Raw genomic sequence first — 25,869 nt, forward strand, 5'->3', positions numbered from 1 at the left:
CAAAAAACCTCTTTTATAAAAATACCCCTTAGCTAAATAATAACTAAGGGGTACATTTTACTAAGCGTTTTAATATTATAAAGCCTACTTAATACGCATGTCGCCAGTCTCGACAAAACGCTGATGCCAAGACAAAGACTCTTCAAGAATATGCGGCGTTTGCATACCGGCGTTTTCAGAAGCAGAGGCACGATCGAAGTAATCTTGCAGCATAGGACGATAGTCTGGATGCGCGCAGTTATCGATAATTGCTTGTGCACGCTGACGCGGAGCTAAGCCGCGTAGATCCGCTAGTCCTTGCTCAGTGACAATTACCATAACGTCATGCTCAGTGTGATCATGATGCGAGACCATCGGCGTGATGCAAGAGATAGCGCCGTCTTTCGCCGTTGACGGGCTGACAAAGAACGAAGTGTAAGCGTTACGAGCAAAATCACCAGAACCGCCTAGGCCGTTCATCATGCTCGTACCCATAACGTGAGTCGAGTTGACGTTGCCGTACAGATCGCACTCAATCATCGCATTGATCGCTAGCACACCCAAACGACGCGAGACCTCAGGATGGTTAGTAATCTCCTGTGGACGTAACACGATGCGCGCGCGCAGCTCTTCAATATTGGCATTGAAAGTCTCTAGTGCCACAGGACTCAGTGATAACGCTGTCGCAGAAGCCATGGTCATTTTGCCAGACATAATCAGATCAAGCATACCGTCTTGTAGTACTTCGGTGTAGCCAGTCAAATTCTCAAACGGACTGTTTTCTAGCCCTGCTAACACTGCATTGGCGACATTACCGACGCCAGATTGGATCGGTAGTAAATTCTTAGGCATGCGGCCTTTTTTGACTTCATCATGGAAAAAGTCAATGATGTGGCTAGCGATTTTGTTTGATTTTTCATCCGGATCGGCGAACTTACTATTACGATCTGGCGAGTCAGTTAACACCACAGCGACCACTTTATCTAAATCGCAATGCAAGTACGGTACACCGATACGGCCACCCGGAGTGACTAGTGGAATCGGCTTACGATTGGGCGGCATACCGATATCATTAAACACATCGTGCATGCCCTCAAGCATCAAACTTTGCTGAGCGTTAACCTCTAAAATGATCTTATCCGCATTTTCAAGCCACGCATTACTGGTACCAATCGAGGTCGATGGAATCAAGCGGCCATCGGGCAAGATACCAGCCACTTCTACAACCGCCATGTGCATATCGCCATAAAAGCCTATGGTGCTTTGCTGCGCGACGTGTGATAAGTGCATGTCAAAGTATAAGGCTTTCCCAGCATTGATATGCTTGCGTAAGGCCGGCTCTGATTGATACGGAGTACGCCATTTGATGCCGTTAGCCTCTGCTAATACGCCGTCACACTCAGTGGCGGTAGAGGCGCCGGTTAATAAACCAATTTGAAAGTCTTCGCCGCGAGCGTGGGCCGCTTCCATGTGCTTGGCAAGGGCAGCTGGAATCGCTTTCGGATAGCCTGCCCCTGTAAACCCGCTCATACCAACATTCATATCGTTTTTGATAAAGCGAGCTGCTTCCTCAGCCGACATAATTTTTTTATTTAGCCCTTCGTGCAGTACGCGACCTTCATGATTTATTGAACTCATATTATTTTCCTTTAACTTCCTTATTAAATTAAACTCTTAATACAGTAATAAGAGCGTGTAAAAACGACGCCGTAAGTGCAGCGTCCGTTTAGTATTGAACAACTAAGCCTCTGTTAAATATTAATCTTTCTCAGCTAATAATGTGGCTAGTAGCTCATCGATTTCAACTTTAAAGGCTTTATCCTCGCTTTTGTTCGCGGCGATTTTAGCATTTTGTAGATTTTCGATAGCCTTATCGGTTTGATTTAACTCAACTTGCAACACTGCCATCGAAAAAGCTATCGAAGCTAAGTGATCTTTTGCATTGATAGCTTTTGCTTTGCCTAGGGCTTTATCATAAATAATAAGCGCTGCATCGAGATCTTCGGTAAAATCCGCTAATGTCTCCCACTGCTCGGGATGATCTTTATCAGTGTTTTCATTGTCGACACAGATCGCTTTTAGATCAGCATAAAACCCGTCAAAGGCCGCTTGATCGCCTATCCGGTCTGCTTCTAATAGCTCCTCGGCTAACAGATAAATAGCCTTATAAATCTTCGTATTGATTTTAGTATTATTCATCAGCAGTGCTCTTAACTCTTTTGAAATCAGGATGGATGGCTTAGGGGTAGATGGCTTAAAGGTGGATAGCAATGTAGCAGACGCTTAAATCATCTTTTACTAAAAAAAGACATGATAGTCTATACCATGCCTTTTTAATTTAGACCGCTCCCTACTCTGCCGCGATAGCGATCATCTCAACGAGTAATTCAGGACGCGCAAGAGCAGACTCACCGCAAGCACGGGCTGGCGGCTGCACCCCTTCAAACCATTGATCATAAACCTCATTCATCGCCGCAAAGTCTGACATGCTCTTTACCCAAACCGTCATTGAGAGCAGCTTGGATTTGTCGCTACCGACTTCATTGAGCAAGCTCTCAATCTTCTCTAGGCAAGTGAGGGTTTGCGCTTTGATGTCGTCTTTCGCATTACCGACTTGACCACATAGATAAATGGTCTGATTGTGAATGACCGTTCTGCTCATACGTTGGGTGCTATGGAGCTTCTTAATCATGATTTATCCTTAATTCATTAGTTGATTAAAATACGAATCATCAACAGTGCTAACTAGATGGCGGCTAAAAATATAGTGTTATTTTTTTGCGAAACGCTGAGCATTAAAAGGCTCGACATCGACAGTCAATGGCTTGTCATGGATCAGCTCTTCAACTAGGCGACCGGTGATAGGTCCTAAGGTAAAACCTTGATGACTGTGACCGAATGCAAACCACAACTTATCATGCTTGTCCGCAGGTCCGATGACAGGTTTCATATCTGGCATGCAAGGACGCGAGCCCGCCCATGCTTCACTTTCTACTGCGTCTTCTAAAGGTAGAATTTTGCGAGCCAGCTTGAGTACGGTCTTTAACTGTCCAAAGTTTTTCGGTGCATTCATCGTCGTCATCTCAGCGCCCGTTGTGATACGGATGCCTTGCTGCATTGGCCCCATAACAAAGCCCTTGTCCATATCGAACATACTGTGATGAATGGTATTTTTTTCATGGAGTTTGAAATGCTGATGATAGCCGCGCATCGGGAATAATGGCAGATTATAGCCAAGTGGTTTGATTAACTCATTAGACCAGGGACCCGCAGCAATGACCAAATTATCGCTATAATAAGTGTCTGTATCGGTAACGACTTTCCAGCCCTGAGCCTCATTACTGTTATCAGGCTGAATCTCAGTGACATTACTCTCAAGTATCGAGCCATTCATCTGCTCAAAGCTCTTAGCGTAAGCTTTGACTAGAAAGCTTGGGTTAGAAACCTGCCAAGAGTTTAACCAATGAATAGCGCCGACAAAACCGTCAAAATTGGCATTTGGCTCCAGTGCTTTTAATTCTTCTAGGCTTAGCACCTTATGCTCAACGCCTTGCGCGCGGTCAACTTCAGCAGTGTCTGCAGCGGTCTTTAGTGTCTCTTTTGAGCGATGCAATTGTAGCCAACCATCACGAGTGATGAGCTCGTCAGCACCTGATGCCTCGATCATCTTTTGATGCTCACTAGTACAATGTGCAATCAACGTCTGCCACTCACTCTCTATCTGCTTGACTGAAGCAGGTGACGAGTACTTCCAGTACTGTAATAGCGCTTGATGATAGCGCAGGATAGCCGGAACTCGGTAGCGTATATCAGTGCCTTGATTCGGCAATACTCGAAACATCTCCGTAATCTGACGCGGAAAAGGATGGGTATGGATGGCTTCGCGTTGAATAAGCCCAGCATTACCATAAGAGGTCTCAAGGCCCGGCAGCTTTCTGTCGAGCATTAGCACTTTAGAATTATTCTTTTGTAGATGCCAAGCAATTGAGGTGCCGACCATGCCCGCACCAATAACAATAACGTCATAACGCATAACATACCCTTCAAATAGTAAAAACTATACCTTAGTAGGAGTTTTAAGATAAATAAGACAGAAAATTTAAAGTGGTTATGGTAACGCATTATAGAGAATATTAAAGCATTTATTAACAATAAATTTTTTGATAAATTACTTTTAGTTATGTATTCCTTAGACTCTAATAACTTAAAGGTATTACAGCTACTATTATGACTATATTTCGGTATTTTCAGCATTATCAGCCGTGAGGTTGTGTTGTTATAGTTGTATTGCTATAAAAGATAGAGCTGAGCTCATAGAGCATCGTATAGACAACACCATCCTACTACCACCAAACCGAGTCCTCACTCGCCAGCGTTTCTAATAGTTTCTTCGAGCGCCTAATCTCCACTTTATCCGCGGGCAGCTCCGCGATAAACCTTGAGGGTTTATCAAAGTAGCCTGAATAGCTAGCAAAATAATCAGGCGCTGTTAGATACAGCTTGTTTTTAGCGCGGCTACAGGCCACATAAAATAGCTTACGCTCTTCTTCTAACTCCTCAAAATCATCCAATGAGCGATGATGCGGGGTCATGCCATCGACGAGTGAATTAACAAAGACTATCGGCCATTCAAGCCCTTTAGCACTATGAATAGTTGAGATAGTTACCTTATCCGTATCATCGTCTTCAGGCTTATCAGCCGTAGCAACAGAATCGTTAGGCGGATCAAGTGCTAAGTTTTCTAGGAAGTCATCGAGACTATTATGCTCATTAGCTAGGTTTTTTAGCACGCGAAAATCTTCACTGCGCTCGCGCCAATTCTCCTCAACTGTCTTCAGAATAGGAATATAAAATTCCAAAATTAACTCGATAACCGTCTCAACCGACTCCGCTTGTTGCGCTTTGCTCAGAGCTACATATAAAGGCTCAAGCTGCGGACTTTTTTTACTAAATTTTGGTAACAGCAGTGGCTCAAATGAGTTGTCATCGCCATTGATAGCTTGCGTTAAGCGCGTAGCAGTGACTGCTCCTACTCCTTTAAACAAGGTCAATATGCGGTGCCAAGCAATGGTGTCATTGGGGTTATAAAGGATTTTGATAAAGGCGAGGACGTCTTTGACATGGCGACGCTCGACAAATTTGATACCGCCGACGACGATAAACGGAATACGGCGCTCCATAAACTCGAGCTGCACATAGTTTGACTGAAAAGAGGTGCGGCACAGTACCGCACAATCGCTATAATCATAATCTGCTTTGTGCGCGGCGATTTTATCCGCGATATATCTTGCCTCTTTTGTCTCATCACTAGCGCGGCTAAAGACAGGCTTATCACCGGTTATGGTAGCGTTCGAATACAGCTGCTTTTGATAGCCCAAGGTGATTTGCGCAGATAGCGCATTGACATAGTCGAGCACAGCTGGGGTACTACGATAATTTTGCTCAAGCTTAATCAGCTTAGCTTCAGGGTAAGTCTCCCCGAAGAGTAGGATATTCTCATAATTTGCGCCGCGAAAGGCGTAGATGCTTTGGTTGTCATCACCGACGACCATCAGCGATACCGAGGCCGGAGCGCAAATCAGATCGATCAGCTGCTTTTGGGGAATGTTGGTATCTTGATACTCATCGACCATGACGTAGCGATAATTCTCTTGTAGCAGCGCTCGGAATTTATCATTGGTTTTTAGATGACGTACGACTTGACTGATAATATCATCAAAATCATATAAGTGATTAGCGCGTTTATATTCATGAAAATCGATAGCCAATTGCTCGATGATAGGAATATGGATAGCGATATCAGGATAGTTATCTTCAATTAGCTTAGAGATGGGAATACGTCTATTTCTAGAAGTTGAAAACAGATTTTGTAGGGTACGTTTACGCGGAAAGGCTTGTTTCTTAGTTTGCGCTGGGTACTTTTTTTCTTTATAAATTAGATCTATGGCGTCCTCGGCGTCGCCGGTATCCAAGATAGTAAAACGCGGGTTGATACCGAGCAGACCTGAATACTGGCGCAGCAGCCTATTGCAAAATGAATGAAAAGTGCCGCTTGTGATGTCGTTAAGCGCTTTGCTAGTCGGCGCTATGTAAGTAGACAAAGTATCTTCTGCTAACTTCTCGTCTGACGCGCTATTGGTCAGCAAGGTTTTGGCGCGGCTTTTGATCTCGTTGGCTGCTTTGCGGGTAAAAGTCAGTAGCAGGATTTGCTTAGGCGGCACGCCGTTTTCTAATAAATAACTGGTACGATAAGTGAGGGTTTTTGTCTTGCCAGAGCCGGCTCCAGCGATCACTAGTACTTTACCTTGAATAGTCGTTGCCGCCAAAAGCTGATTGGGGTTGAGCTCGCTGGCATAATCAACTTTCAAACCTAAATCAGCCCGCAAACGCTTCTTTAGCTCTTTATCATCAGCGTCAATCAGATTGGCTTCTAGCTTTTTTATCGCTTGCTGTAGCTGCTCGAGTTTGGGCTTGATATCAGCGAAGTTTTGCGGATAGTTATAAGATTCGGTATTAAAGACAGTGGTTTGCATAATCGGCAATAACCTTTGGCTTGGTAGTTTTTACTCTACAACTTGGCTTTATAATTTAGCTCTAAGCTATAGCGCATTCGATATAAAAAGCTGATCATCAATATTATCAATGACCAGCTCTAAAACCAATAAATAGCAATAATAAATAGAAACATTCAACAAAAGCAATCAAAACCACGCTTATGCTAACGCCCTAATACCGCGCGCGGGTCGATAGGATTACCATTGAGACGGACTTGAAACTCTAAGCCGACTTGATTGGTCTGCCCGCTGCTCCCCATCGTTGCTATACGTTGACCACTTTGAACTTGCTCGCCCTCACGCACTAGCAGCTGACTGTTATGAGCATAAGCGGTAATGTAATTATCGGTATGGCGAATCATAATCAAGTTGCCGTATTCTGCTAGCCCATTACCGGAATAGAGCACGGTACCACTTTGGCTTGCTAGTACCGGATCCCCTTCTTGACCCGCGAACCACATGCCCATATTACCGCCTGCCGCATCAAAATTACGAATGACTTGGTTTTGGCTAGGATACTGATAGCCTGAGGTAGAAGTGGCTGTGTTCTCATAAGCCGGCACTACAGAAGGCGCAGGTGTTGGCGCAGTATTAGGGTTGTACGTTGGACGAGGGCTGACAGGCTGACGGTTATTTGCGTTATAAGAATTATTGGCCGCTTGATTACCTTGCCAGAGCTTGAGCCATTGACCACTATAAATGGTGTATTTACTATCTAGATTATTGATTGCGCCAATTTGACGATAATTTAAACGATAACGCTCTGCAATTTGGCTAACGGTATCGCCGCGTTTGACCAGATGATAATTAGGTACGCCTTGGCTATTGGTAACAATAGTGGGACCGGCAGCATTGCCACTTTGGTAAGTAGGTTTGGTCGCGCAACCTGTCATAGCAAGCGTCGCTACGCTCAATGAGCTGATAAGAGCGGTGGTTAGTGTTGACTTACGAGTAAGCTTTTTCATATAAATTCCCTATAGTTCATGTACGCCATGCTCTTCATGGACAGGCTGTAAATTAATGATTACACTGGCAGCTAAACTAACAAATGCTGATGGTCATTGATATTTATGGTTACTGATATTTGTTGTGATGGTTAATAATACACAAGTGCGGCAAAGCTTTTATAGTGCTAATGCCGATAATCTTTCTAAGCTCGTAAGCGGTGTATGGTGCAATCTGACCGGTGACAAACTAACAAAACGATCTGCCAGCGCCTGAGCATCGGTAACATGACTGGTAATGTCGTGATTATTGTGACGCTGATTCACTGCGGTTGATCGGGCTAAGCTAGCCTCTGTTTTTGGGGTGGTTTCGCTTGACGCAGTCTCTAGCGGCGAATGCGTCGACTTACGCAAGCACAGCCAATATGCATCGCGACCTCGTGGATCGACGATATGATGTACCGGTTTGGCAATTTGGCTATGGGTCAAACAAGTCAGCTTACGCCCTTGAATATCACTGGCGTTTTTAACCTCAGGAATATTGACGTTTAGCACATGATAAGGCAGTTCTTTGAGCGCAGTTAGGATATCAGTTTCAGTGATGAGCTTGACGATCTCTGCAGCTGCTATAGTATAGTGGCTTGCTTCATCATCGAGACTACCCCTATTAGCCTTGCTAGCGCCGCCTGCCAGTGATGTAGCAATAGCAGGCACGCCGAAAATCTGAGCCGTTAGCGCTGCGCCAAAGGTGCCAGAAAACAAAACGTCTTGACCAAGATTAGCCCCAGAATTTATCCCAGTAATGACGCAGTCGAAGCTAACATCGCAGTAGAGCTCATGCAGCGCTAAGTATACACAGTCTGCCGGCGTACCATTAACAGCGATAAATCCTAAAGCGGTATTTTGAGTATACAAAGGTTGTGAGATACGTAAGGCACTAGCAGAGCCACTTTGCTCAGTGTCAGGCGCGACTACGTGCACCTCTCCGATAGCGGAGAGCGCACGATATAACGCTAATAACCCTGGAGCATGTACCCCGTCATCATTACTAATTAAAAACTTCATATTGGCTGAACATACCTAATAGAGTTTGGTGAGTCATAACTTGCACTATTTATTTTTATAAAATAAAGCTATCCTTGCTGCATAAGACCAATAGTTGAATAAAGCAGAGAGTCAAAAAATCAAGCTATTATAATATAAAATGACAAACTAAGGCTTTATCCTTAAGATGTCAAATAGATTGAGCTAGTAAATTTTCAGATATGACAAGTCACGATTTTTAACTGTTATAACAGCTATAATGATTGTCGCTATTCTTAGGTGTATTGATTGAATAAATCTCGATCACAAGCGCGTAAGATAACAATAATAAGCTATCGGTTAATGTTAGGGTAACGTATTTAAATATACTACGGCTATGTTGCTATAAAATGCCTTTAGCTCACAATACATCTACAGATCGATTCATATTTTATGTGACATTTTATGCTTTTACTATTACCATGATACCACTCAATAATGTTAAGCGAGCGTGATACCGGATGACTAATAAATTGATATTCTCTACTTTTTTTGTTGCCAAAAAAGTGGCTTCTAAAGTTGGCATTGCCAGTCTTATCATGTCCGCTGCGATGTTGTCTCAAGTTAGCCAAGCAGCAGATAATGTAGCCACTACTATTCCTCTTGATATGTCTGGCATGAGTATTACTAAGCATGAAATTGCGGTCATGCAAGTCCTATCAGAGATCTGCCCCTCGATGCTCAATGGCAAGCAAAAACAGCGTTTTTATAAGTCTTATAATGTACAGCTACAAGAGCTGATGCCCACATTAGAAGACCCTAAAGCGGCTATTCAATACCTGTCTACTCAGCAAGATTATCGTCAAATCTTACAAGGTATTCGCAGTTGGACGATGGGTTTCTCAAAAAGTGAAAATAAGGCGCTTTGTCAAGACTTAGCCGATGCTCCTTACTAATGGCTTTGAGGCTCAATGACTCTAACACAATATTTCTAAGATAAACCTCATTTTGGGCTAGTGATTATTTATATTTTTAGCACCCTTATTAGTGATTGCCAAATTGACGAGTACGAAACGAAGCTTGCTAGCGCTACCCTCAATCTCTTGAGCCGCGCTGCAAGCTTTTTTTATTTTGTAGCGGACTGATCTACTTTAGACGATACACAATAGACAAAATTTTATTTTTAGCTCAATAGAATATCGATAGTGCTTTGGCCTCAGCGATTAAACCTTATAAATTTAATCAATACTGCTATCTGCTATTGCTGCTTATAGATTTTTAGATTATTCTTGCTAGCGTCAGTCGTTATCACTGCTATCACTACGGTAATTATGGAGCTATGATAGCCCTGACAAGACTTTTTTAGGACTCCCTAACAATAAGTCAATCCTCTTTGCTTTATCGACCTTATTATGCTGAATTTGTGTGTTTTATACGCATTTTATCTTTATGATAAGGGTTCATTTACGGTCTATTAAAAACGGCCTGCAGAAGGTTGTGCTGTTTTGCTAACGATAGATACTTTTGGTTTTATGATGTGGTGTAACAACTTATGACAGTTAAGCGTGTAAAACAACAGCTTGTACAATTAGTAATCGGTGTTAGTGTTTCGCTTGGGGCAGTAGCCGCCAATGCCGCTATCCAACCACCGACAATGGACAATACAGCCTATGTATTGATGGATTACAATACTGGCGAGATACTGGCACAAAAAAACGCCAACCAGCCATTGCCACCCGCTTCATTGACCAAAATGATGACCAGTTACATCATCGAGCAACGTCTGGCTTCAGGCGACTTGAGCGAAGATGAACAAGTGCTTATGAGCCAGAATGCTTGGTGCCGCGGCAGTAGCAGCCAGTCTTGTATGTACGTACCGGTGAATCAAAAAGCCAGCGTTATCGATATGCTACGCGGAATCATCATCCAATCAGGTAACGATGCTTCAAAAGCTATGGCAGAGCACATCGCTGGTAGTGAAGCTTCGTTTGCGATTTTGATGAATGAGCAAGCGCAAAAATTAGGTATGGAAAATACCAACTTTGTGAACTCTACTGGTATGCCAGATGAAGGTCACGAAGCTTCTGCTTTGGACTTAGCTAAGCTTGCTCGCGCTATCATAAAGAACAGCGGTGATTACTATAGTATATACGCTGAAAAAGAGTTTACCTATAATGGCATCACTCAAGGCAACCGTAACGCTCTCCTAGCTACAGACTCCACTGTCGATGGTCTAAAAACCGGTCATACTGATGCTGCAGGTTACTGTTTAGTCGCATCAAGCAATCGTGACGGTATGCGTCTAATCTCGGTAATTATGGGTACAGAAAGCCAACAGGCCCGTGCTGACCAGTCGCGTGAGTTACTCAATTGGGGTTATGGTCACTTTACTACCGTCACCAAAGCCCCTGCTGGCCAATTTGTCAGCAAGATACCTGTTTGGTTCGGTGAAGCGGAAGAAGTCGAATTGGCTATCAGTGATAACCTGAAAATACTAACGACTAAGACGCAAAAGAATAAGATCACTACGGTGGTTGATATTCCAGAGAGTCTAGAAGCGCCTATCACCAAAGGTCAGGAAGTCGGTAAAATGATGGCAGTCATTGAAGGAAAAGCCGTGGCTTCGGTTCCTATCATCGCTACTAATGATGTAGAACAATCGGGCTTCTTTAGTCGTATGTGGCAGCATGTGGTACGCTGGGCGCAGAACTTATTCTAGTCGATAACCGCTGATTGTAATAAAGCATTCGAATACGATAGACGCTATACTGTTATTTTTTAAAGACTTGTATTTATAATACTTGGTTTTTATGAATCAGTATCTAGCGTCTTTTTTAATCAGCTGATAAAGCGCTTTACTGTCTTCAGTAGCGGGGTAACAGAAGTCTACCCCCGCAGCTTTCAATGAGTATTCGAAATTATCTAAAATGTCTTGCTTGTGCGGCGGATACCAGTAAATGATCAATACCCGATAGTAATTTTCCTCAGCACGAATCAGCCGCGCCATCTGTATAGCTTTTTCTGGCAGCACCTCTTGAGCAATCATCACCATATCGACTTTAGTCTTTTTAAGCTTTTGTATCACTGATAGTTCATGCTGCTCGCCACTGATTTCTGTACCAAAGCCGCGCAGCTGCTCGGCTAACACACCCATCTCCTCATTATAATAATAAAGGATGTTTAATCCTGCTAATGGTTTTTGCGAATATCGCGACTGACTTTGATAAGCGCTTTGTATAGGGAGAATGACCGTAAATTGACTGCCCACTTTTGGCTCACTCGTGACGTCAATAAACCCTCCAAGCAGCTGAACCATCTGTGTGAGCACCGGTAAACCCACCCCTACGCCCTCGTAGCGCCGAGTACGACTAGGATCAACCTGAAAAAATGGCGTGAAAATATCTTCTAGATACCTGTTGTCAATGCCAATACCAGTATCTTTAACTTTAATCTCCCAGCGAACACTAGTATTAAAATGCGTTAACTGCGACTCAACACTGACCTCTCCACTGTCAGTAAATTTAATAGCGTTTTCAAGCAAAGCTGATACTATCTGCTTAATTTTATTGGCATCGCCCTCAAGCTTATAATCGATGTGATGAATACGACTGGTAAGCTCAAGTCCTTTTTGTTTTGCCGCTTCCTCAAACTCAGAAAATAAATCTGATAGCAGCTGCAAGGGATTAAACTCACTAATATGGATAATCATCTGACCTTTTTCTATCTTATTGAGCTGGATAATTTGCTCAATCGTCGCTTCCAAATGTTGACTGCCTTTGTGAATAATTGATAAAGTATCTTTTTGCTCTGCACTAGCGTACTGGCTCTCTAATAGCTGTAAACCACCCGTGATAGCATTCAGCGAGGTTTTGAGTTCATGCGTAATCATACTCTGAAAATTATTGCGCTGAGTATTGAGAGACAGATCTTTATTATGTAACTGTTGCTCAAAAGCTGCTAAAGAATCAAGTTTATTTTTCAGCTCTTTTGAGCGATTAAATAAACTTACTAACGCCAGCCTAATATCTCTAGTTTCTTTAAAACTCAAACGTTGCTGGATCACTGGTAGCTGCTCAACGTCCGGGTTACTGACAACGATTTGACACACCTTTGCCAGCTCCGTTACGCCATCAGCGACCCAAGTTAAACGGCGCAGTAATAACAACAAACCAATAATCGTCGCTCCAATAATAATAAATAATAGCCAAGCGTTTTGATACAACCATTCCATTCGTAACTTATGAATATCTAAAGTGATATTAAGGTAGCCGATCAAGACATCCTGCGCCCCTAGAGTATTATTATCTTCAACGCCTGTATTTTCTACTTCACCGTCAGTATTTTCATTACTATTTGTGGCTGAGGGAACATAGTAGCTGCTCGTACTCAGATAGCGACTGGTAATCGGCTCATTAAAGCTAATACTATCGGCAAACCAAGCGTTATACCAATCACGATTTTGCTGCTCGATATCGGTTTTATCAAGCGCTAATATAGGTGAGTCAGAAGAGTAAAACACTATACTGCTCAACGCAGGATCTTCGGCTAGCAAGATATCAACTTGCTGTGCCACTAAGCTTGCGCCATCTACTGTCGAAGCACTATTCACGAGTAGCTCTGATAGCTGCTGCACTTGCAGACGTTGCTGCTTATAATGTTGCACAAAGCCATAATAGAAGAACAAAAAGCACATCACAATAAAAATCAGCAAGACGGCCTGAAAAACCGCGCGCCGAATAAGAAAAGAAACAGTCGCTGATGAGGGATTACTCATATTACTCACTTGAGTTAAAGAGCTTAGAGGTCTAGTCGCTGACGATACAGCGCTTAGTTATGAATCTGTTATAACGCTCTATCATAAAATAAAAAGGCAAGGAATACGAATTACTCCTTGCCTTAACGAACGCTCTTTATTTATCAACAAGCTTGCATCATTAGCAATGATTAACGCTTGTTATTATTTCTTTTATCGCTTTTTTTGTCGCGTGAGGTGTACTTATGTGCGCGATTACGCTCTCGCTGTTTGAGCTGCTGGGCTTTGGCTTTGGTAGGAGTGTCGCTCTTATTCGCATAAGGATTTTCGTTCAGCTTAAAGACGACGTTCAATGGGGTGCCTTCAAGCTTGAATACTTGGCGAAACTGGTTTTCTAAATAGCGCTGATAGCTCTTAGGTAATGAGCCGGTTTGATTACCGTGAATCACAATTACCGGCGGATTATGTCCACCTATATGAGCATAACGCAGCTTAATACGGCGACCTGAAACGGTAGGCGGCGGATTAGCGGCAACAGCATCTTGCAGTATTTGTGTTAAGCGGTTGGTGGACACCTCAAACATAGAAGATTTATAGGCTTTTAGGATAGAGGGATAAAGATTACCAACACCAGTACCATGCAGAGCTGATATCAGATGCACTTTAACATAAGGAATAAAGCTGAAGCGGCGATCCATCTCAATCTTAATATAGTCTTTTTGCTCAACACTCAAACCATCCCACTTATTAATCGCTACGACCAACGCGCGTCCAGCATCAAGGGCATAACCAATCATATGCAGATCTTGATCGACGATGCCTTCTTGCGCATCAATGACAATCACCGTCACGTTTGAATCTTCGATAGCTTGTAGAGTTTTAATAACTGAGAACTTCTCTACTTTTTCATCGATCCTGCCGCGGCGACGCACGCCAGCAGTATCGATAAGTACATAGTTTTTGCCATCGCGCTCATAAGGGATATAAATACTATCTCGCGTAGTACCTGGCATATCATAGACCACTACTCTATCCTCACCGAGCAGTCTATTGACTAGCGTTGATTTACCGACATTAGGACGACCAATAATCGCCAGCTTAAGACCATCTGGCTCTTGTAGAGTTTCTTGCTCTGGCATGTCAGCGGTAATCACCTCTAACAAATTACCAACTCCGCGTCCATGACTGGCAGCCATAGGGAATGGCTCCCCTAAGCCTAAAGCATAAAATTCTGCCGGCGCAGAATCATGCACGCCATCGACTTTATTTGCAACGACGTAGACAGGCTTACCTAAGGTATGTAAAAACTTACCAATCTCAGCGTCAGCGCCAATCATGCCAGCTCTAGCATCAACGACAAAGACGATGATATCAGCCTCATGAATAGCCGTATGCGACTGCTCAGACATATAGTCATCGATATTACCACTGCCGTCATCAGCCTCCCCAATACCGCCGGTATCTACTACGATAAAAGCTTTGTCTTCATACACCGCATCACCGTATTGACGATCACGAGTGAGTCCTGACAAGTCAGCGACCAAGGCTTGGCGACTTTTAGTGAACTGGTTAAATAAGGTAGATTTACCTACGTTTGGGCGACCGATTAAAGCCACTACAGGCTTGATGCTCATGGGTTACTCTCGATAATAGTCAGTAGTAGATAATAACAGCAGCCATAGACTACCCACTATCTTAGACTTAAATAAATGATGATAATAAATAATATACAATAACTAGGTTAAAAATAACCCCAACGACTCTAGTGCACTCCGCAAACCACTCAATACTTGCTGTCATGATTCCGCTGCAGTCCATCAACAGGGCGCAAGAGTACGTTAAATCGCGTCTTTAAACAAGCTTTAATAAAAAGCACTAAACGCTGAACAAGCAGCGTTTATAGAGTACAAGGTTTTTATGGCTTAGCTTATATTAGCTCATAGCAACGGCACTAGTCAGCAAAGACTTATCTTGGCAGCTGCCATATCGCCACTTGACCCGTTTTACTTTGAGTCATTAAGCGCGTGCCATCCACTTGTAAGCTACTTAGCGCGCCTTTAGTCTCAACCCGGCTTACGATAGATCCTGTCGCTGGGTCAAACAAATGGACAATACCATCCAAGTCGCCGACAGCAATATAATCACCAATCATTACAGGATTGGTAAGCTTACGATAGGCAAGCTCCTCGCTCTCCCACAATACCTCACCGGTGCGACGATCATAGGCTACTACTTTGCCCTCTAAGCTCGTCGCAATAACTTGCTGGCTGTTGACCGCAAGCGACTTGAGGCTAGCAAGCTCTTTGACAAACATAACTTCTCTAGAAGCCAAATCGATAGCTAATAACTGCCCACTATAGCTGATCGCAAATAGCTGATCATTATCGATGACAGGTTGACCATCGACATCGCTCATACGCTCCACTTCACTACTACCGGTACCGATACCGATACGGCGCGACCATTTTGGCAAGCCATTATCCAGAGTGATCGCATGCAGACGACCATCAGCGGTAGCGAGCAAAGCAGTTTTATCATCTAATAAAGTTGGCTCAGCAGCACCGCGAACGCTAATGGTAGGAAGTCTAGTCGCAAACTGCCAAACCGATTGACCGCTCTGTAGCGATAAACCGTGCAGAAAACCATCGTTCGCCGATAAGATAACGCGGTTATTGGTAATCAGTGCAGGCGCCAATACCGATCCTGACAGCTGCTTCTGCCAGCGTTTCGCACCAGTGACACTATCGACCGCGATAATCTGGCCACCACGAGTACTGACAACGGCGGTTTGACTAAAGGCATCTAAAGCGACCCCGCCCGTAATCTCTTCACCAACGTTAAACGACCATAAGCGCTGACCGTTACTATTATAGCCTGTTAGATCACCACCACGCCCTGCAACGACCATCTGACCATTTTCATAGCCAACCTGTAAATCCAGCGGATCTTTTTTGCTGGCGTTTTTGCCTGCATCAACACTGAATACCGGCTGCAAGACACTGATCGGCTGCGCAATTTGCACTAGCTTGACAGGATCATTGACCACTGGCTTTATACCGCGATTACAGCCCACAGCAGCGGTAGCCATCAAAGCCACTACTGCCACTTGCATAGCAGTCTTTTTTAGGGTATTGCTTTTTATAGTCTGGCTTGCACGAACAGATCGGGTCATTGTATTCTCACTACAAAAAATTAACGGTCAATAAGAAGCTGTAGCTAAAGATAATATCAGTCTTTATTGCACAGCCACTACTATAATTAGGGTTAAAAATAAACTTTTTAAACGTCTAAAGCGCAGTTAATATGACTTATTTACTGCACTTATTATTCAGGCTTGTTACTGTTATTGCTGTTGTTACTCTCATTACTGCTATTAACTTCGTTATTAGCACTGTCATTGTCAGTCATCACAGCATTATCTACCGTCAATTCTTGCGGTACAGCTGGCTGCTGGATAAGACTATCTTGAGCTTCGATGGGCTCAGGGTAGATACCTAAGCTCTCCATTTTTAGCGCCAGTACCGCACGCGTCTCATTACGCTCACTGATCAGACTCCAGGCATTATTATAAGCTTTAATAGCCGCTTCTTTATCATTTTTCGCTTGATAAATATCACCTAGTAGCTCTTGTTGGCTCGCTTCAAAGGAGATTGGCACATCGCTTTTAGCTTCAGATAATGCCCCTTCTAGCTCATCAGCCGCTAATAATACTTGCGCGTAACGCAGACGCGTGATGGCTTTTAGGCCAGCGTCATCCAAATCAATAGCTAACGCTTGCTTAAGGCTGGCTGTCGCGCCTGCAAAATCGTCATTATCCATCTGCATCCGCGCTTTCATCATCAGTGCTTGCCAAGCGTACACTGAATCACCATGAGCACCAACTAAGCTATCAATATCACTATTGAGCTGATCCCGGCTTTCGCTCAGCGCCGCTAGGGCGTCGTCTTCTAAGTCTGGATTTTGCGCTGCTAAGCTAACTTGCTCATTTAACAGCTGAATATCAGCATACTGATCGGCGGCTACGGTATCCACACGGGCATGGTTATTTTGCCAATAAGTCCAACCAAAATAGCCAGCCAACGCTAACAATATAATAGTGACAATATTGCCGCCATGCTGTTTTAGCGCTTGCATCGAATTGTCTGAGTTTGGCGAACTAGGATTCAAAGCCATGGGTATTTACCTGATGAAATTTATAATGAGTATTATATTGAAAGTGTTTTTTATAAATGTCTGAGTTAAAACTACTGGCCCAAAAAGTGGGCACTATCAGCCAACCAATCTTGAGGAACGCTTTTTTGCTCACCATTACGCATATCTTTAATACTAATCGTTTGCTGATCGAGCTCTTGCTGCGCGATAATCACTGTTAGCGCGGCACCTGACTTATCCGCTTTTTTCATCTGCGATTTTAGACTTGTGGCGCTAGCCATTTTTACACGCAGATCTGAGCGCGTATAGCGCAGGTTTTGGGCATAAGCGATACCGGCACTATACACCTCAGGATGCGCTACGACAAAGACATCACAAGCAGAATCTTCTGCAAAAGGCGCCACCGCTTCTATCAATAACAATAAGCGCTCAAGACCCATGGCAAAACCAACAGCAGGTTCAGACTTTACAGGCTTACTATCTTGATTATCGCCTTTGTTATCCATTGATTTTAATTGACCGATCAAACCATCGTAGCGGCCGCCGGCACAAACCGTAGCTTGGCTGCCAAGTTTGTCAGTGACCCACTCAAAGACTGTCTTGTTATAATAATCAAGACCACGTACTAGATGCGGGTTAATCTCAAAATCGATGCCAAGCTCAGTCAAATATGTCTGTACTTGTTCAAAGTGCGCCACACTTTCCGCACCTAAAAAGTCAGCGAGCTTCGGCGCATCGGCTAATATCTCTTGTGTACTCGCCTCTTTACTATCTAAGATGCGTAGCGGATTAGTCGTTAAACGGCGCTTACTGTCTTCATCAAGCTGCTCTTGTTTATCGGTCAAATAACGGACCAGCGCATCGCGATAAGCATGACGCTCATCACTCTCGCCTAGGCTATTGAGCTCTAAGCGCATCTCGTCTTTGAGGCCAAGCTCTTGCCACATAAGGTCAGTCATGGCAATCAGCTCAGCATCAGCATCTGGCAATGCACTACCGAAGCTCTCGACTCCAAGCTGATGGAACTGACGATAACGACCTTTCTGCGGACGCTCATAGCGAAACATCGGACCGATATACCAAAGTTTAGGGGTATCGCCGCGCAGTAAATTATGCTCGATAACCGCACGCACCGCCCCAGCAGTGCCTTCAGGGCGCAAAGTCAAAGGCGTTGGTGGCTCTGACTTATCAGCAAAACTGTACATCTCTTTTTCGACAATATCGGTTGCACCGCCGATAGCGCGAGCAAAAAGATCCGTCTGCTCAACGATAGGTAAACGGATATTCTCGTAGCCATAACGGCTCAGCACGTTTTGTAGAACGGCTTCTAGGTGTAACCACTTTGCCGACTGCTGTGGCAAGATATCATTGAACCCTTTAATAGCTTTAATCATGGTGCGGTTATACCCTTAAACTTTAATACGATTGTTTTTATTTTTAAATAGATGATGCCAATAATTTTAATTAGTAGCTATTTCATCAATTACTGTTTTATCAGTAACTAGCCGACACGAATAATTTCATTTTCGCGTGACTTAGCGAGCTCTGCAGCGTGGGCGCGTACCATACCTTCGATTTCGTCCACTAAGTTATTAGTGTCAATGAGGTGGCTCTTGTCACCCATTCGGTAGACCAAGGACTTAGGAGCGGCACCAACGATACCGATATCAGCTTCTTTGGCTTCACCTGGACCATTTACTTTGCAGCCGATCACCGATAAGTTCATTGGTTCGCGAATATCTTCTAGACGTGACTCTAATGCCGTCATCACCTTAATAACATCGAACTCTTGACGCGAGCAGCTCGGGCAAGCGATGAAATTCACGCCATTGGAGCGAATATTTAGTGATTTTAGAATATCAAAGCCAATTTTGATCTCCTCCTCTGGCTCAGCAGCCAAAGAGATACGAATAGTATCGCCAATACCATCGAGTAACAATCCGCCCAAAGCAATAGCTGACTTGACCGCACCAGTACGATAGACGCCAGCTTCTGTCACCCCTAAATGTAGCGGATTATCTATCTGCGCCGATATCAAACGATAGGCATCCATCGTCAAAAACACATTGCTGGCTTTGACTGAGACTTTATATTGATCAAAATTGAGACGCTCAAGAATATCGATATGACGCATGGCAGACTCGAGCATCGCCTCGCCGGTTGGCTCCGTGTACTTGCGCTGAATGTCTTTTTCTAAGGAGCCGGCATTGACGCCAATGCGAATCGGAATATTATGATGCTTAGCACAAGCCACAACTTCACGTACCTTAGCATCACTACCGATATTTCCTGGGTTGATACGCAAGCAGTCAGCACCAGCTTCAGCCACGGCCAGCGCAATCTTATGATCAAAATGCACATCAGCAATCAGCGGTACGTTGACCTGTTTACGAATCTCACCAAAGGCTTTAACCGTATCCATCGTTGGGGTAGAAACGCGCATCATATCCGCGCCCGCCTCTACGCAGCGCTCAATTTGCGCTACTGTAGCTGCCACATCGCAAGTATCAGTATTGGTCATACTCTGCACACTGATCGGTGCATCGCCGCCAATGGCTACGCTACCGACATGTATTTTTTTGGTAGGTCGGCGATTAATAGGCGTTGACGTTGACATACAAAATCCTTTACTTAAATTAGATAGAACAAACTTCTAAATATCAGAGGCAATACGCTTATGGCGCAAGCTCAAATATAGCGCGATTGCCGGTCGCGTACTGCTCAAGGGCAACCGCTTGTTGATCAAGCACTAAGCTGGCGTTATCGACATCGTCGATCTGAATACTAAACGGCGGCATCCCTATCAAAGTATAATTACCTCTGGTCTGCTCACCATTCATCAGACTATTGCCTGAAGCATCGGTGATATTGACATCGACGGCATCGGTCAGCTTAACTTCTAACGTGGCATTGCTTTGGCTATCACCGCCTAGATTCAGCGCTGAGCCTGAGGCGCCAACGCCCTCGTCCTCAGTCACTATCGCAGCGCCCTGAGCCTGCTCTGTAGCCGTAATATCATCAATCACAGGCGCAGCTGTTTCGCCATCGCGGCTGGCGTTACTCACCATACGAAATAAAAAGAAAGCCAAAACAATGAGTACAATAACCCCGATTATCAATAACGGGTTGAGACGAATGCGGCTGCTAGTATCGCGCTGCAGCGTTCCCATCGGCTGCAGTAACGATTCAGCGTTAGTAGCTGAGCGGTCTTTTAGCTCATTAGGATAAGCCGCATCGAAGGCGCTAGCGATCGTATTAGGATCTAAACGCAGATATTTGGCATAGTTAATCGCAAAGCCGCGCGCAAAGGCGACTTGTGGCAACTCAGAGAAATTCTCGTTTTCAAGCGCTTGCAAATGACGTTTTAAAATAAACAGCTCAGCCGCAGCCGTTTCTAAGCTTATTTGCTGAGTGTTGCGAGCTTGTTGCAGCATGGCACCAAATGAGTTTTGCGCATTGAGTTGGGTATTTAGTGATGGTTCGGTCATTGCCATGGTGCCTCTGGATTGTTGAGCCAAGTCTTAAGTTGTTTTGCTTCATCACTTAACGGATAAGCGGATAATAATTGACGCGATAACTGTTGACGCTGGTTGTTATCACCTTGCGCTTTGGCCAATTTGACCCCTTGCAATAGCAGACGCGGACTGACGCCCTGCCCTTGTACCAATATTAGCGTCTCATTATACAAGCGCTGAGCTTGTTGAACGCGGTTTTGGGCTAATAATAAATCAACCAACTCAATATGAGCAACTAAGCTGTTGCGGTTGCCATCTAACGCTCGCAGAAATGCTTTTGCCGCGGCAGCACTATTGTTGAGCTGTAGATAAGTGCGCCCTAAGTTCTCAAGAGCGCTAATACGGCCTTCATAACCTAAGGCGGCGCCTGCAATTTCAAACTGCTGAGCCGCCTCACTATAGCGCTTCATCTGTGAGAGATAAACCCCGTAATTATTACGGGCTTGTTCAAAATCTGCGTCAAGCGCGATCGCTTTTTTGAAGTATTCATCCGCCTTCTCAAGATTAAGACGGCTGCCTTCTTGTTGTAATAAAACGCCCATCATATCATAGGCTGGCGCGTATCGGCTATTGGCAGCAAAAGCTTTTTCGAGTTGGCGCTGGGCGGCATCTAGCTCGTTTTTACGGATATATTGGGCAGCAAGTGAGGTACGAACGCGAGCAATCTCTTGTTTATCAAGGTTTTTGTTATTACTTGTTGGCGCTGAGTCTTGATAACGGGTACTGCCTGACAAATCCGGAGAGGTTGTGCTTTGACAGCCTGCTAATAGCAGAGCGGACAAGCTAGCCATCGCCACTCGGCCCTTAATTAGCTTAGGTAATTGATTTAGCTTAGACAACTTAGTTAGAGAGGTTAGCGGATTATGCGATATATAGGGTTTGATAGTCATAGACAAACGCCTTGATTTACTAATATTATCATCACTCATAGCACCTAAATCCTTGGTCTTACTAGCATCATCATTAGTACCTTGTTATTTTAATAGATTGTTACTTTAAAAATAAGTACTAAGGTATCGAATCTATAAGACTTTATACCGATAAAACCCATTAGTCTACCTTTTATCTACCTTAACGGCTTAATAATCATTCACGCTATTTGTTAAGGTTTATTGCTCTGTTATTGCCCTATCACTGTACTTAAGCTTTATCTGGGGCTTTGTCTAAGCCTTAGCATCGTGCTTAAAGCGGCTGTCTTTAATAGTAACGGCTTGCGCGCTTCTGTCTTTGATGCTTTGCTGCCACTTCTCTGAGCGGCGCGTACGGTCAGCGACCTGCCCAACTAGCTGGCCGCAAGCGGCATCGATATCGTCACCGCGGGTTTGGCGAATCGTACACACAAAACCCGCTTGGCTGAGAATGTCACTAAAAGCATGAATACGGTTATTGCTCGACTTACCATAATCGGCGTGCGGAAACGGATTAAAGGGTATTAAGTTAATTTTACTTGGTAAATCCCCTAATAGGGCTACTAGCTGGCGAGCATGCACATCGCTATCATTGACGCCATCTAGCATCACATACTCAATAGTGACGTGTTTTTTGTGGCGCGGATTGGCGTCGAACACATAGTTGCGAGCAGCGGCCATCAACTCTGCTAGCGGATACTTCTTATTGATAGGTACTAGCTCATTACGTAGCTCATCATTAGGCGCATGTAAAGAAATAGCTAAAGCGACATCGATATCCTGCGCCAGCTGATACATTTTAGGTACTACCCCAGAAGTCGATAGCGTCACCCGGCGCTTCGACAAACCATAAGCATGATCGCTGAGCATCAGCTGCATAGCGCTGACAACCGGCTTATAATTGAGTAACGGCTCACCCATGCCCATCATTACCACGTTGGTGACTTTATTCTCCCAAAGGCTAGGATCAACATGCTCTAAGCTGTCATTTTCATCGCTCATATAAGAAGCGTTAGCGACCCACAGCTGACCCAAGATCTCAGCGGCAGTTAAGTCGCGCTCAAATCCTTGCTTACCAGTACTACAAAAGCTGCAATCAAGCGCGCAGCCCACTTGTGAGGAGATACACAAAGTCTTACGTCCATCGACTTTACTATCATCAGCGGGTATCAACACCGTCTCAACAAGTGAGCCACCGGTGACTTCAAACACCCATTTACGGGTGCCATCATCGCTGTATTGACGATGAATAACTTTGGGCGCAGTCACACAGGCATGCTGGGCTAACTTCTCTCGCAGCGACTTACTCAGATTAGTCATCTGCTCAAAATCAGTGACGCCGTGTTGGTATATCCACTTAATCACTTGGGTGGCGCGAAAAGGCTTCTCACCGATACTTTTAAAATAATCGGCAAGCTGATCTTGCGACAGCCCTAATAAGTTGGTCTTACTCTGAGTGTCAGCTGACGGCGTGGAAGTTTGTACCATGGACATAATAAATACCTTTCTGCCTGAGCTAAAAAGCTCGTGCAATATTGTGGAGCATAAGCAATCCGTTATGAGCGCTATTATATCAGCTCTAGTTTTACTTGGTCACTGATAATGAGTGCTGATAAGGGATTGCTAACGCTGTGAACCCTAGACGGTTACCTAAGCCCTTTAGTAGTTAGGGTGATATAGTAGTTAGGCTTATAATAATCGTGTAACTACAATGAATATTAGGGTGATTACAGGTTATTTCAACGTTCAATTTCTAAACGCTAAAATGAGTAACTGATAGTAGAAACGGCCTACACCCCATAGAGTATAAGCCGTTTTGCGTTAATAATAATCAAGCTATTGAGATCTGGTTTTGAGTCTTTGACTACTAGTCTCCCAACAGCAAAGATTAATAGCAATGCTTATATACTGATAAATACTAAACCATTTGGGTAGTATTAACGAGTACGAGCACAAACTTCGTTATCATTGAAGAAGTAGCTGATTTCACGCTCAGCGGATTCCGCAGAATCTGAACCATGAACAGCATTTTCATCAATACTGCTAGCAAAATCTGCACGGATAGTGCCTTCAGCCGCTTCTTTAGGGTTAGTAGCACCCATGATTTCGCGATGCTTAGCGATAGCATTTTCGCCTTCTAGTACCGATACTAATACTGGACCTGAGGTCATGAATGACTTTAGGTCGTTGTAGAATGGACGCTCAGCGTGCTCAGCGTAAAAGCCGCCTGCTTTTTCGTCATCAAGTTGCATCATTTTAGCGGCAACGATTTTTAGACCAGCTTGCTCAAAGCGATCATAGATAGCGCCGATATGATTGCCAGCGACTGCGTCAGGTTTGATAATAGATAGAGTACGTTCGTTAGCCATGAAAAGCTCCTATAAAATGGATTAAGTTAGCCGTAAAAATAAATGGGTAAGTTATCTGTGATCATCACACTAAATCAGCTAAATAAACCGATGGACTGATGCGTTATCAATGCGAGCGCACTGTCCTCAGTGGAAGATTGCTGCCTATTATAATGATTAACACTATAAATGATAGGGTTAATTTATGATTGTGTCTTACTAAACCGTAAATATCTTTAGTTATTGTCATTCAGTGATTATGACTAGGGCGTGTTGAACTCCCTATCAGCTATAGACAGGTTTTAAATACAAAAATCCCAATGTCTAGTATGATTTAGACATTGGGACTTCGTTATCTATTTGGCTTTTTATAGCTTAAGCATCATACGGATCACGTAGGACAATCGTCTCTTCGCGGTCAGGGCCGGTTGAGATGATATCGACTGGGCAATTGATAAGCTGCTCGATGCGTTTGATATATATCTTGGCATTCTCTGGTAGATCGTCATAGTTAGTGATACCTACGGTCGACTCGCTCCAGCCTTGTAAAGTTTCATATTTAGGCGTGACCGACTCATAGAATTCGGCATCATGGGCGCCTGCACATTCAGTCTCAGGCAAGTTATAGCCAACACCGATCAGTAGCTCTTCTAAACCATCTAAAACGTCAAGCTTGGTCAAGCAAATGCCTGACAGCGAGTTCAGTACTACCGCACGGCGCAGCGCCTCGGCATCGAACCAACCACAGCGGCGCGCGCGGCCTGTTGTCGCACCAAACTCATGACCAACTTTAGCCAAATGCGCACCAACGTCATCGAATAGCTCCGTTGGGAATGGTCCGCTACCGACACGCGTGGTATAGGCTTTGGTAATACCTAACACATAGTCCAAATATAACGGACCGATACCTGTACCCGTAGACACACCGCCTGCAGTCACACTTGAGCTGGTCACAAACGGATAAGTGCCGTGATCAATATCAAGTAGCGTACCTTGCGCGCCCTCGAACATTAAATTTTTGCCCGCTAGGCGCAGCTGGTTCAGATCTTCGGTCACATCAGTAACCATGCCTCTGATCTCGTCGCGCCACTGTTGACAGAGCTGATAGGTTTCATCAAAATCAATAGCATCGACTTTATAGTACTGAGTCAACTGGAAGTTATGATATTCGATGAGGTTACGTAGTTTTTCTTCTAAATCATCGCGGAACAAGTCAGCAAGCTTAATCGCTCGGCGTGCGACTTTGTCCTCGTAAGCAGGACCGATGCCGCGGCCAGTAGTACCGATTTTACCAGAGCCGCGTTTGGCTTCACGTGCTTGATCAAGCGCCACATGATACGGCATGATAAGCGGACAATTCGGTGAGATACGTAGGCGCTCGCGTACTGGCACATCGTTATCCTCAAGCTCCTTCATCTCTTTGAGCAGAGCGTCAGGAGCCAAGACCACACCGTTACCGATGAAGCAAGTGACATCATCACGCAAAATACCTGAAGGAATGAGATGCAGGACAGTAGTTTTGCCATCGACGACTAGCGTATGCCCTGCATTGTGACCGCCTTGAAAACGCGCCACTGCTGAGGCTTTTTCGGTAAGCAAATCGACGATTTTGCCCTTACCTTCATCGCCCCATTGGCTTCCTAAAACTACGACATTCTTACCCATGATAGATCCTTACAGTAATGTATTTGAG

The 25,869-nt window shown here is 44.3% G+C and carries 20 protein-coding genes; 2 read left to right on the plus strand and 18 right to left on the minus strand.

Annotation, left to right across the window (positions count from 1 at the left end; genetic code table 11):
* Positions 1–84: 84 nt before the first annotated feature.
* From ACS8FD_RS06605 to surE, 7 genes are all read right to left on the minus strand, one after another.
* On the minus strand, positions 85–1,617 hold the full coding sequence (locus tag ACS8FD_RS06605) for an acetyl-CoA hydrolase/transferase family protein (RefSeq protein ID WP_439275048.1): 1,533 nt from the start codon (positions 1,615–1,617) through the stop codon (positions 85–87).
* Between the two features lie 120 nt (positions 1,618–1,737).
* Positions 1,738–2,178 (minus strand): tetratricopeptide repeat protein, encoded by a 441-nt coding sequence (locus ACS8FD_RS06610; protein ID WP_439275049.1) that lies wholly within the window; start codon positions 2,176–2,178, stop codon positions 1,738–1,740.
* 151 nt (positions 2,179–2,329) lie between these two features.
* A complete protein-coding gene (locus ACS8FD_RS06615; protein ID WP_439275105.1) occupies positions 2,330–2,668 on the minus strand; it encodes a RidA family protein in 339 nt (112 codons plus the stop codon).
* An 81-nt stretch (positions 2,669–2,749) separates the two neighbouring features.
* Positions 2,750–4,012 carry an NAD(P)/FAD-dependent oxidoreductase gene (locus ACS8FD_RS06620; RefSeq protein WP_439275050.1) on the minus strand — a complete coding sequence of 421 codons (1,263 nt, stop codon included), beginning with the start codon at positions 4,010–4,012 and terminating at the stop codon, positions 2,750–2,752.
* A 310-nt stretch (positions 4,013–4,322) separates the two neighbouring features.
* On the minus strand, positions 4,323–6,512 hold the full coding sequence (locus ACS8FD_RS06625) for an ATP-dependent helicase (protein ID WP_439275051.1): 2,190 nt from the start codon (positions 6,510–6,512) through the stop codon (positions 4,323–4,325).
* 185 nt (positions 6,513–6,697) lie between these two features.
* Positions 6,698–7,498 (minus strand): peptidoglycan DD-metalloendopeptidase family protein, encoded by an 801-nt coding sequence (locus ACS8FD_RS06630; RefSeq protein WP_439275052.1) that lies wholly within the window; start codon positions 7,496–7,498, stop codon positions 6,698–6,700.
* 159 nt (positions 7,499–7,657) lie between these two features.
* Positions 7,658–8,542 (minus strand): 5'/3'-nucleotidase SurE, encoded by an 885-nt coding sequence (surE, locus tag ACS8FD_RS06635; protein ID WP_439275053.1) that lies wholly within the window; start codon positions 8,540–8,542, stop codon positions 7,658–7,660.
* A 479-nt stretch (positions 8,543–9,021) separates the two neighbouring features.
* Between surE and ACS8FD_RS06640 the strand changes: the two genes are divergently transcribed.
* Both ACS8FD_RS06640 and ACS8FD_RS06645 read left to right on the plus strand, forming a co-directional pair.
* Positions 9,022–9,456, plus strand: a complete 435-nt coding sequence (locus ACS8FD_RS06640) for an MCR_0457 family protein (RefSeq protein WP_439275054.1) — start codon at positions 9,022–9,024, stop codon at positions 9,454–9,456.
* Positions 9,457–10,052: 596 nt separating this feature from the next.
* The gene (locus ACS8FD_RS06645) at positions 10,053–11,219 is read left to right on the plus strand and encodes a D-alanyl-D-alanine carboxypeptidase family protein (protein WP_439275055.1); all 1,167 of its coding nucleotides are present in this window, start codon (positions 10,053–10,055) and stop codon (positions 11,217–11,219) included.
* A gap of 96 nt (positions 11,220–11,315) precedes the next feature.
* Here ACS8FD_RS06645 and ACS8FD_RS06650 read toward each other — a convergent pair whose 3' ends face one another.
* From ACS8FD_RS06650 to ACS8FD_RS06700, 11 genes are all read right to left on the minus strand, one after another.
* Positions 11,316–13,274, minus strand: coding sequence for a sensor histidine kinase (locus tag ACS8FD_RS06650; protein WP_439275056.1), 1,959 nt, complete (start codon positions 13,272–13,274; stop codon positions 11,316–11,318).
* A gap of 170 nt (positions 13,275–13,444) precedes the next feature.
* On the minus strand, positions 13,445–14,887 hold the full coding sequence (gene der, locus ACS8FD_RS06655) for a ribosome biogenesis GTPase Der (RefSeq protein ID WP_439275057.1): 1,443 nt from the start codon (positions 14,885–14,887) through the stop codon (positions 13,445–13,447).
* A 332-nt stretch (positions 14,888–15,219) separates the two neighbouring features.
* A complete protein-coding gene (gene bamB, locus ACS8FD_RS06660; protein ID WP_439275058.1) occupies positions 15,220–16,425 on the minus strand; it encodes an outer membrane protein assembly factor BamB in 1,206 nt (401 codons plus the stop codon).
* Positions 16,426–16,577: 152 nt separating this feature from the next.
* Positions 16,578–17,426, minus strand: coding sequence for a YfgM family protein (locus ACS8FD_RS06665; protein WP_439275059.1), 849 nt, complete (start codon positions 17,424–17,426; stop codon positions 16,578–16,580).
* 71 nt (positions 17,427–17,497) lie between these two features.
* The gene (gene hisS, locus ACS8FD_RS06670; protein ID WP_439275060.1) at positions 17,498–18,799 is read right to left on the minus strand and encodes a histidine--tRNA ligase; all 1,302 of its coding nucleotides are present in this window, start codon (positions 18,797–18,799) and stop codon (positions 17,498–17,500) included.
* A gap of 107 nt (positions 18,800–18,906) precedes the next feature.
* The gene (ispG, locus tag ACS8FD_RS06675) at positions 18,907–20,022 is read right to left on the minus strand and encodes a flavodoxin-dependent (E)-4-hydroxy-3-methylbut-2-enyl-diphosphate synthase (RefSeq protein WP_439275061.1); all 1,116 of its coding nucleotides are present in this window, start codon (positions 20,020–20,022) and stop codon (positions 18,907–18,909) included.
* A 58-nt stretch (positions 20,023–20,080) separates the two neighbouring features.
* Positions 20,081–20,899 (minus strand): helix-turn-helix domain-containing protein, encoded by an 819-nt coding sequence (locus ACS8FD_RS06680; RefSeq protein WP_439275062.1) that lies wholly within the window; start codon positions 20,897–20,899, stop codon positions 20,081–20,083.
* Positions 20,890–21,849, minus strand: a complete 960-nt coding sequence (pilW, locus tag ACS8FD_RS06685) for a type IV pilus biogenesis/stability protein PilW (protein WP_439275063.1) — start codon at positions 21,847–21,849, stop codon at positions 20,890–20,892. The genes ACS8FD_RS06680 and pilW overlap by 10 nt, the downstream gene beginning before the upstream one ends.
* A gap of 234 nt (positions 21,850–22,083) precedes the next feature.
* On the minus strand, positions 22,084–23,322 hold the full coding sequence (rlmN, locus tag ACS8FD_RS06690) for a dual-specificity RNA methyltransferase RlmN (protein WP_439275064.1): 1,239 nt from the start codon (positions 23,320–23,322) through the stop codon (positions 22,084–22,086).
* A 443-nt stretch (positions 23,323–23,765) separates the two neighbouring features.
* Entirely contained in the window at positions 23,766–24,197 is a 432-nt protein-coding gene (gene ndk / locus ACS8FD_RS06695; protein WP_439243951.1) for a nucleoside-diphosphate kinase, read from the minus strand.
* A gap of 354 nt (positions 24,198–24,551) precedes the next feature.
* Positions 24,552–25,841, minus strand: coding sequence for an adenylosuccinate synthase (locus tag ACS8FD_RS06700; protein ID WP_439275065.1), 1,290 nt, complete (start codon positions 25,839–25,841; stop codon positions 24,552–24,554).
* Between the last annotated feature and the right edge of the window lie 28 nt (positions 25,842–25,869).

This window comes from Psychrobacter sp. 1U2 (assembly GCF_051847575.1).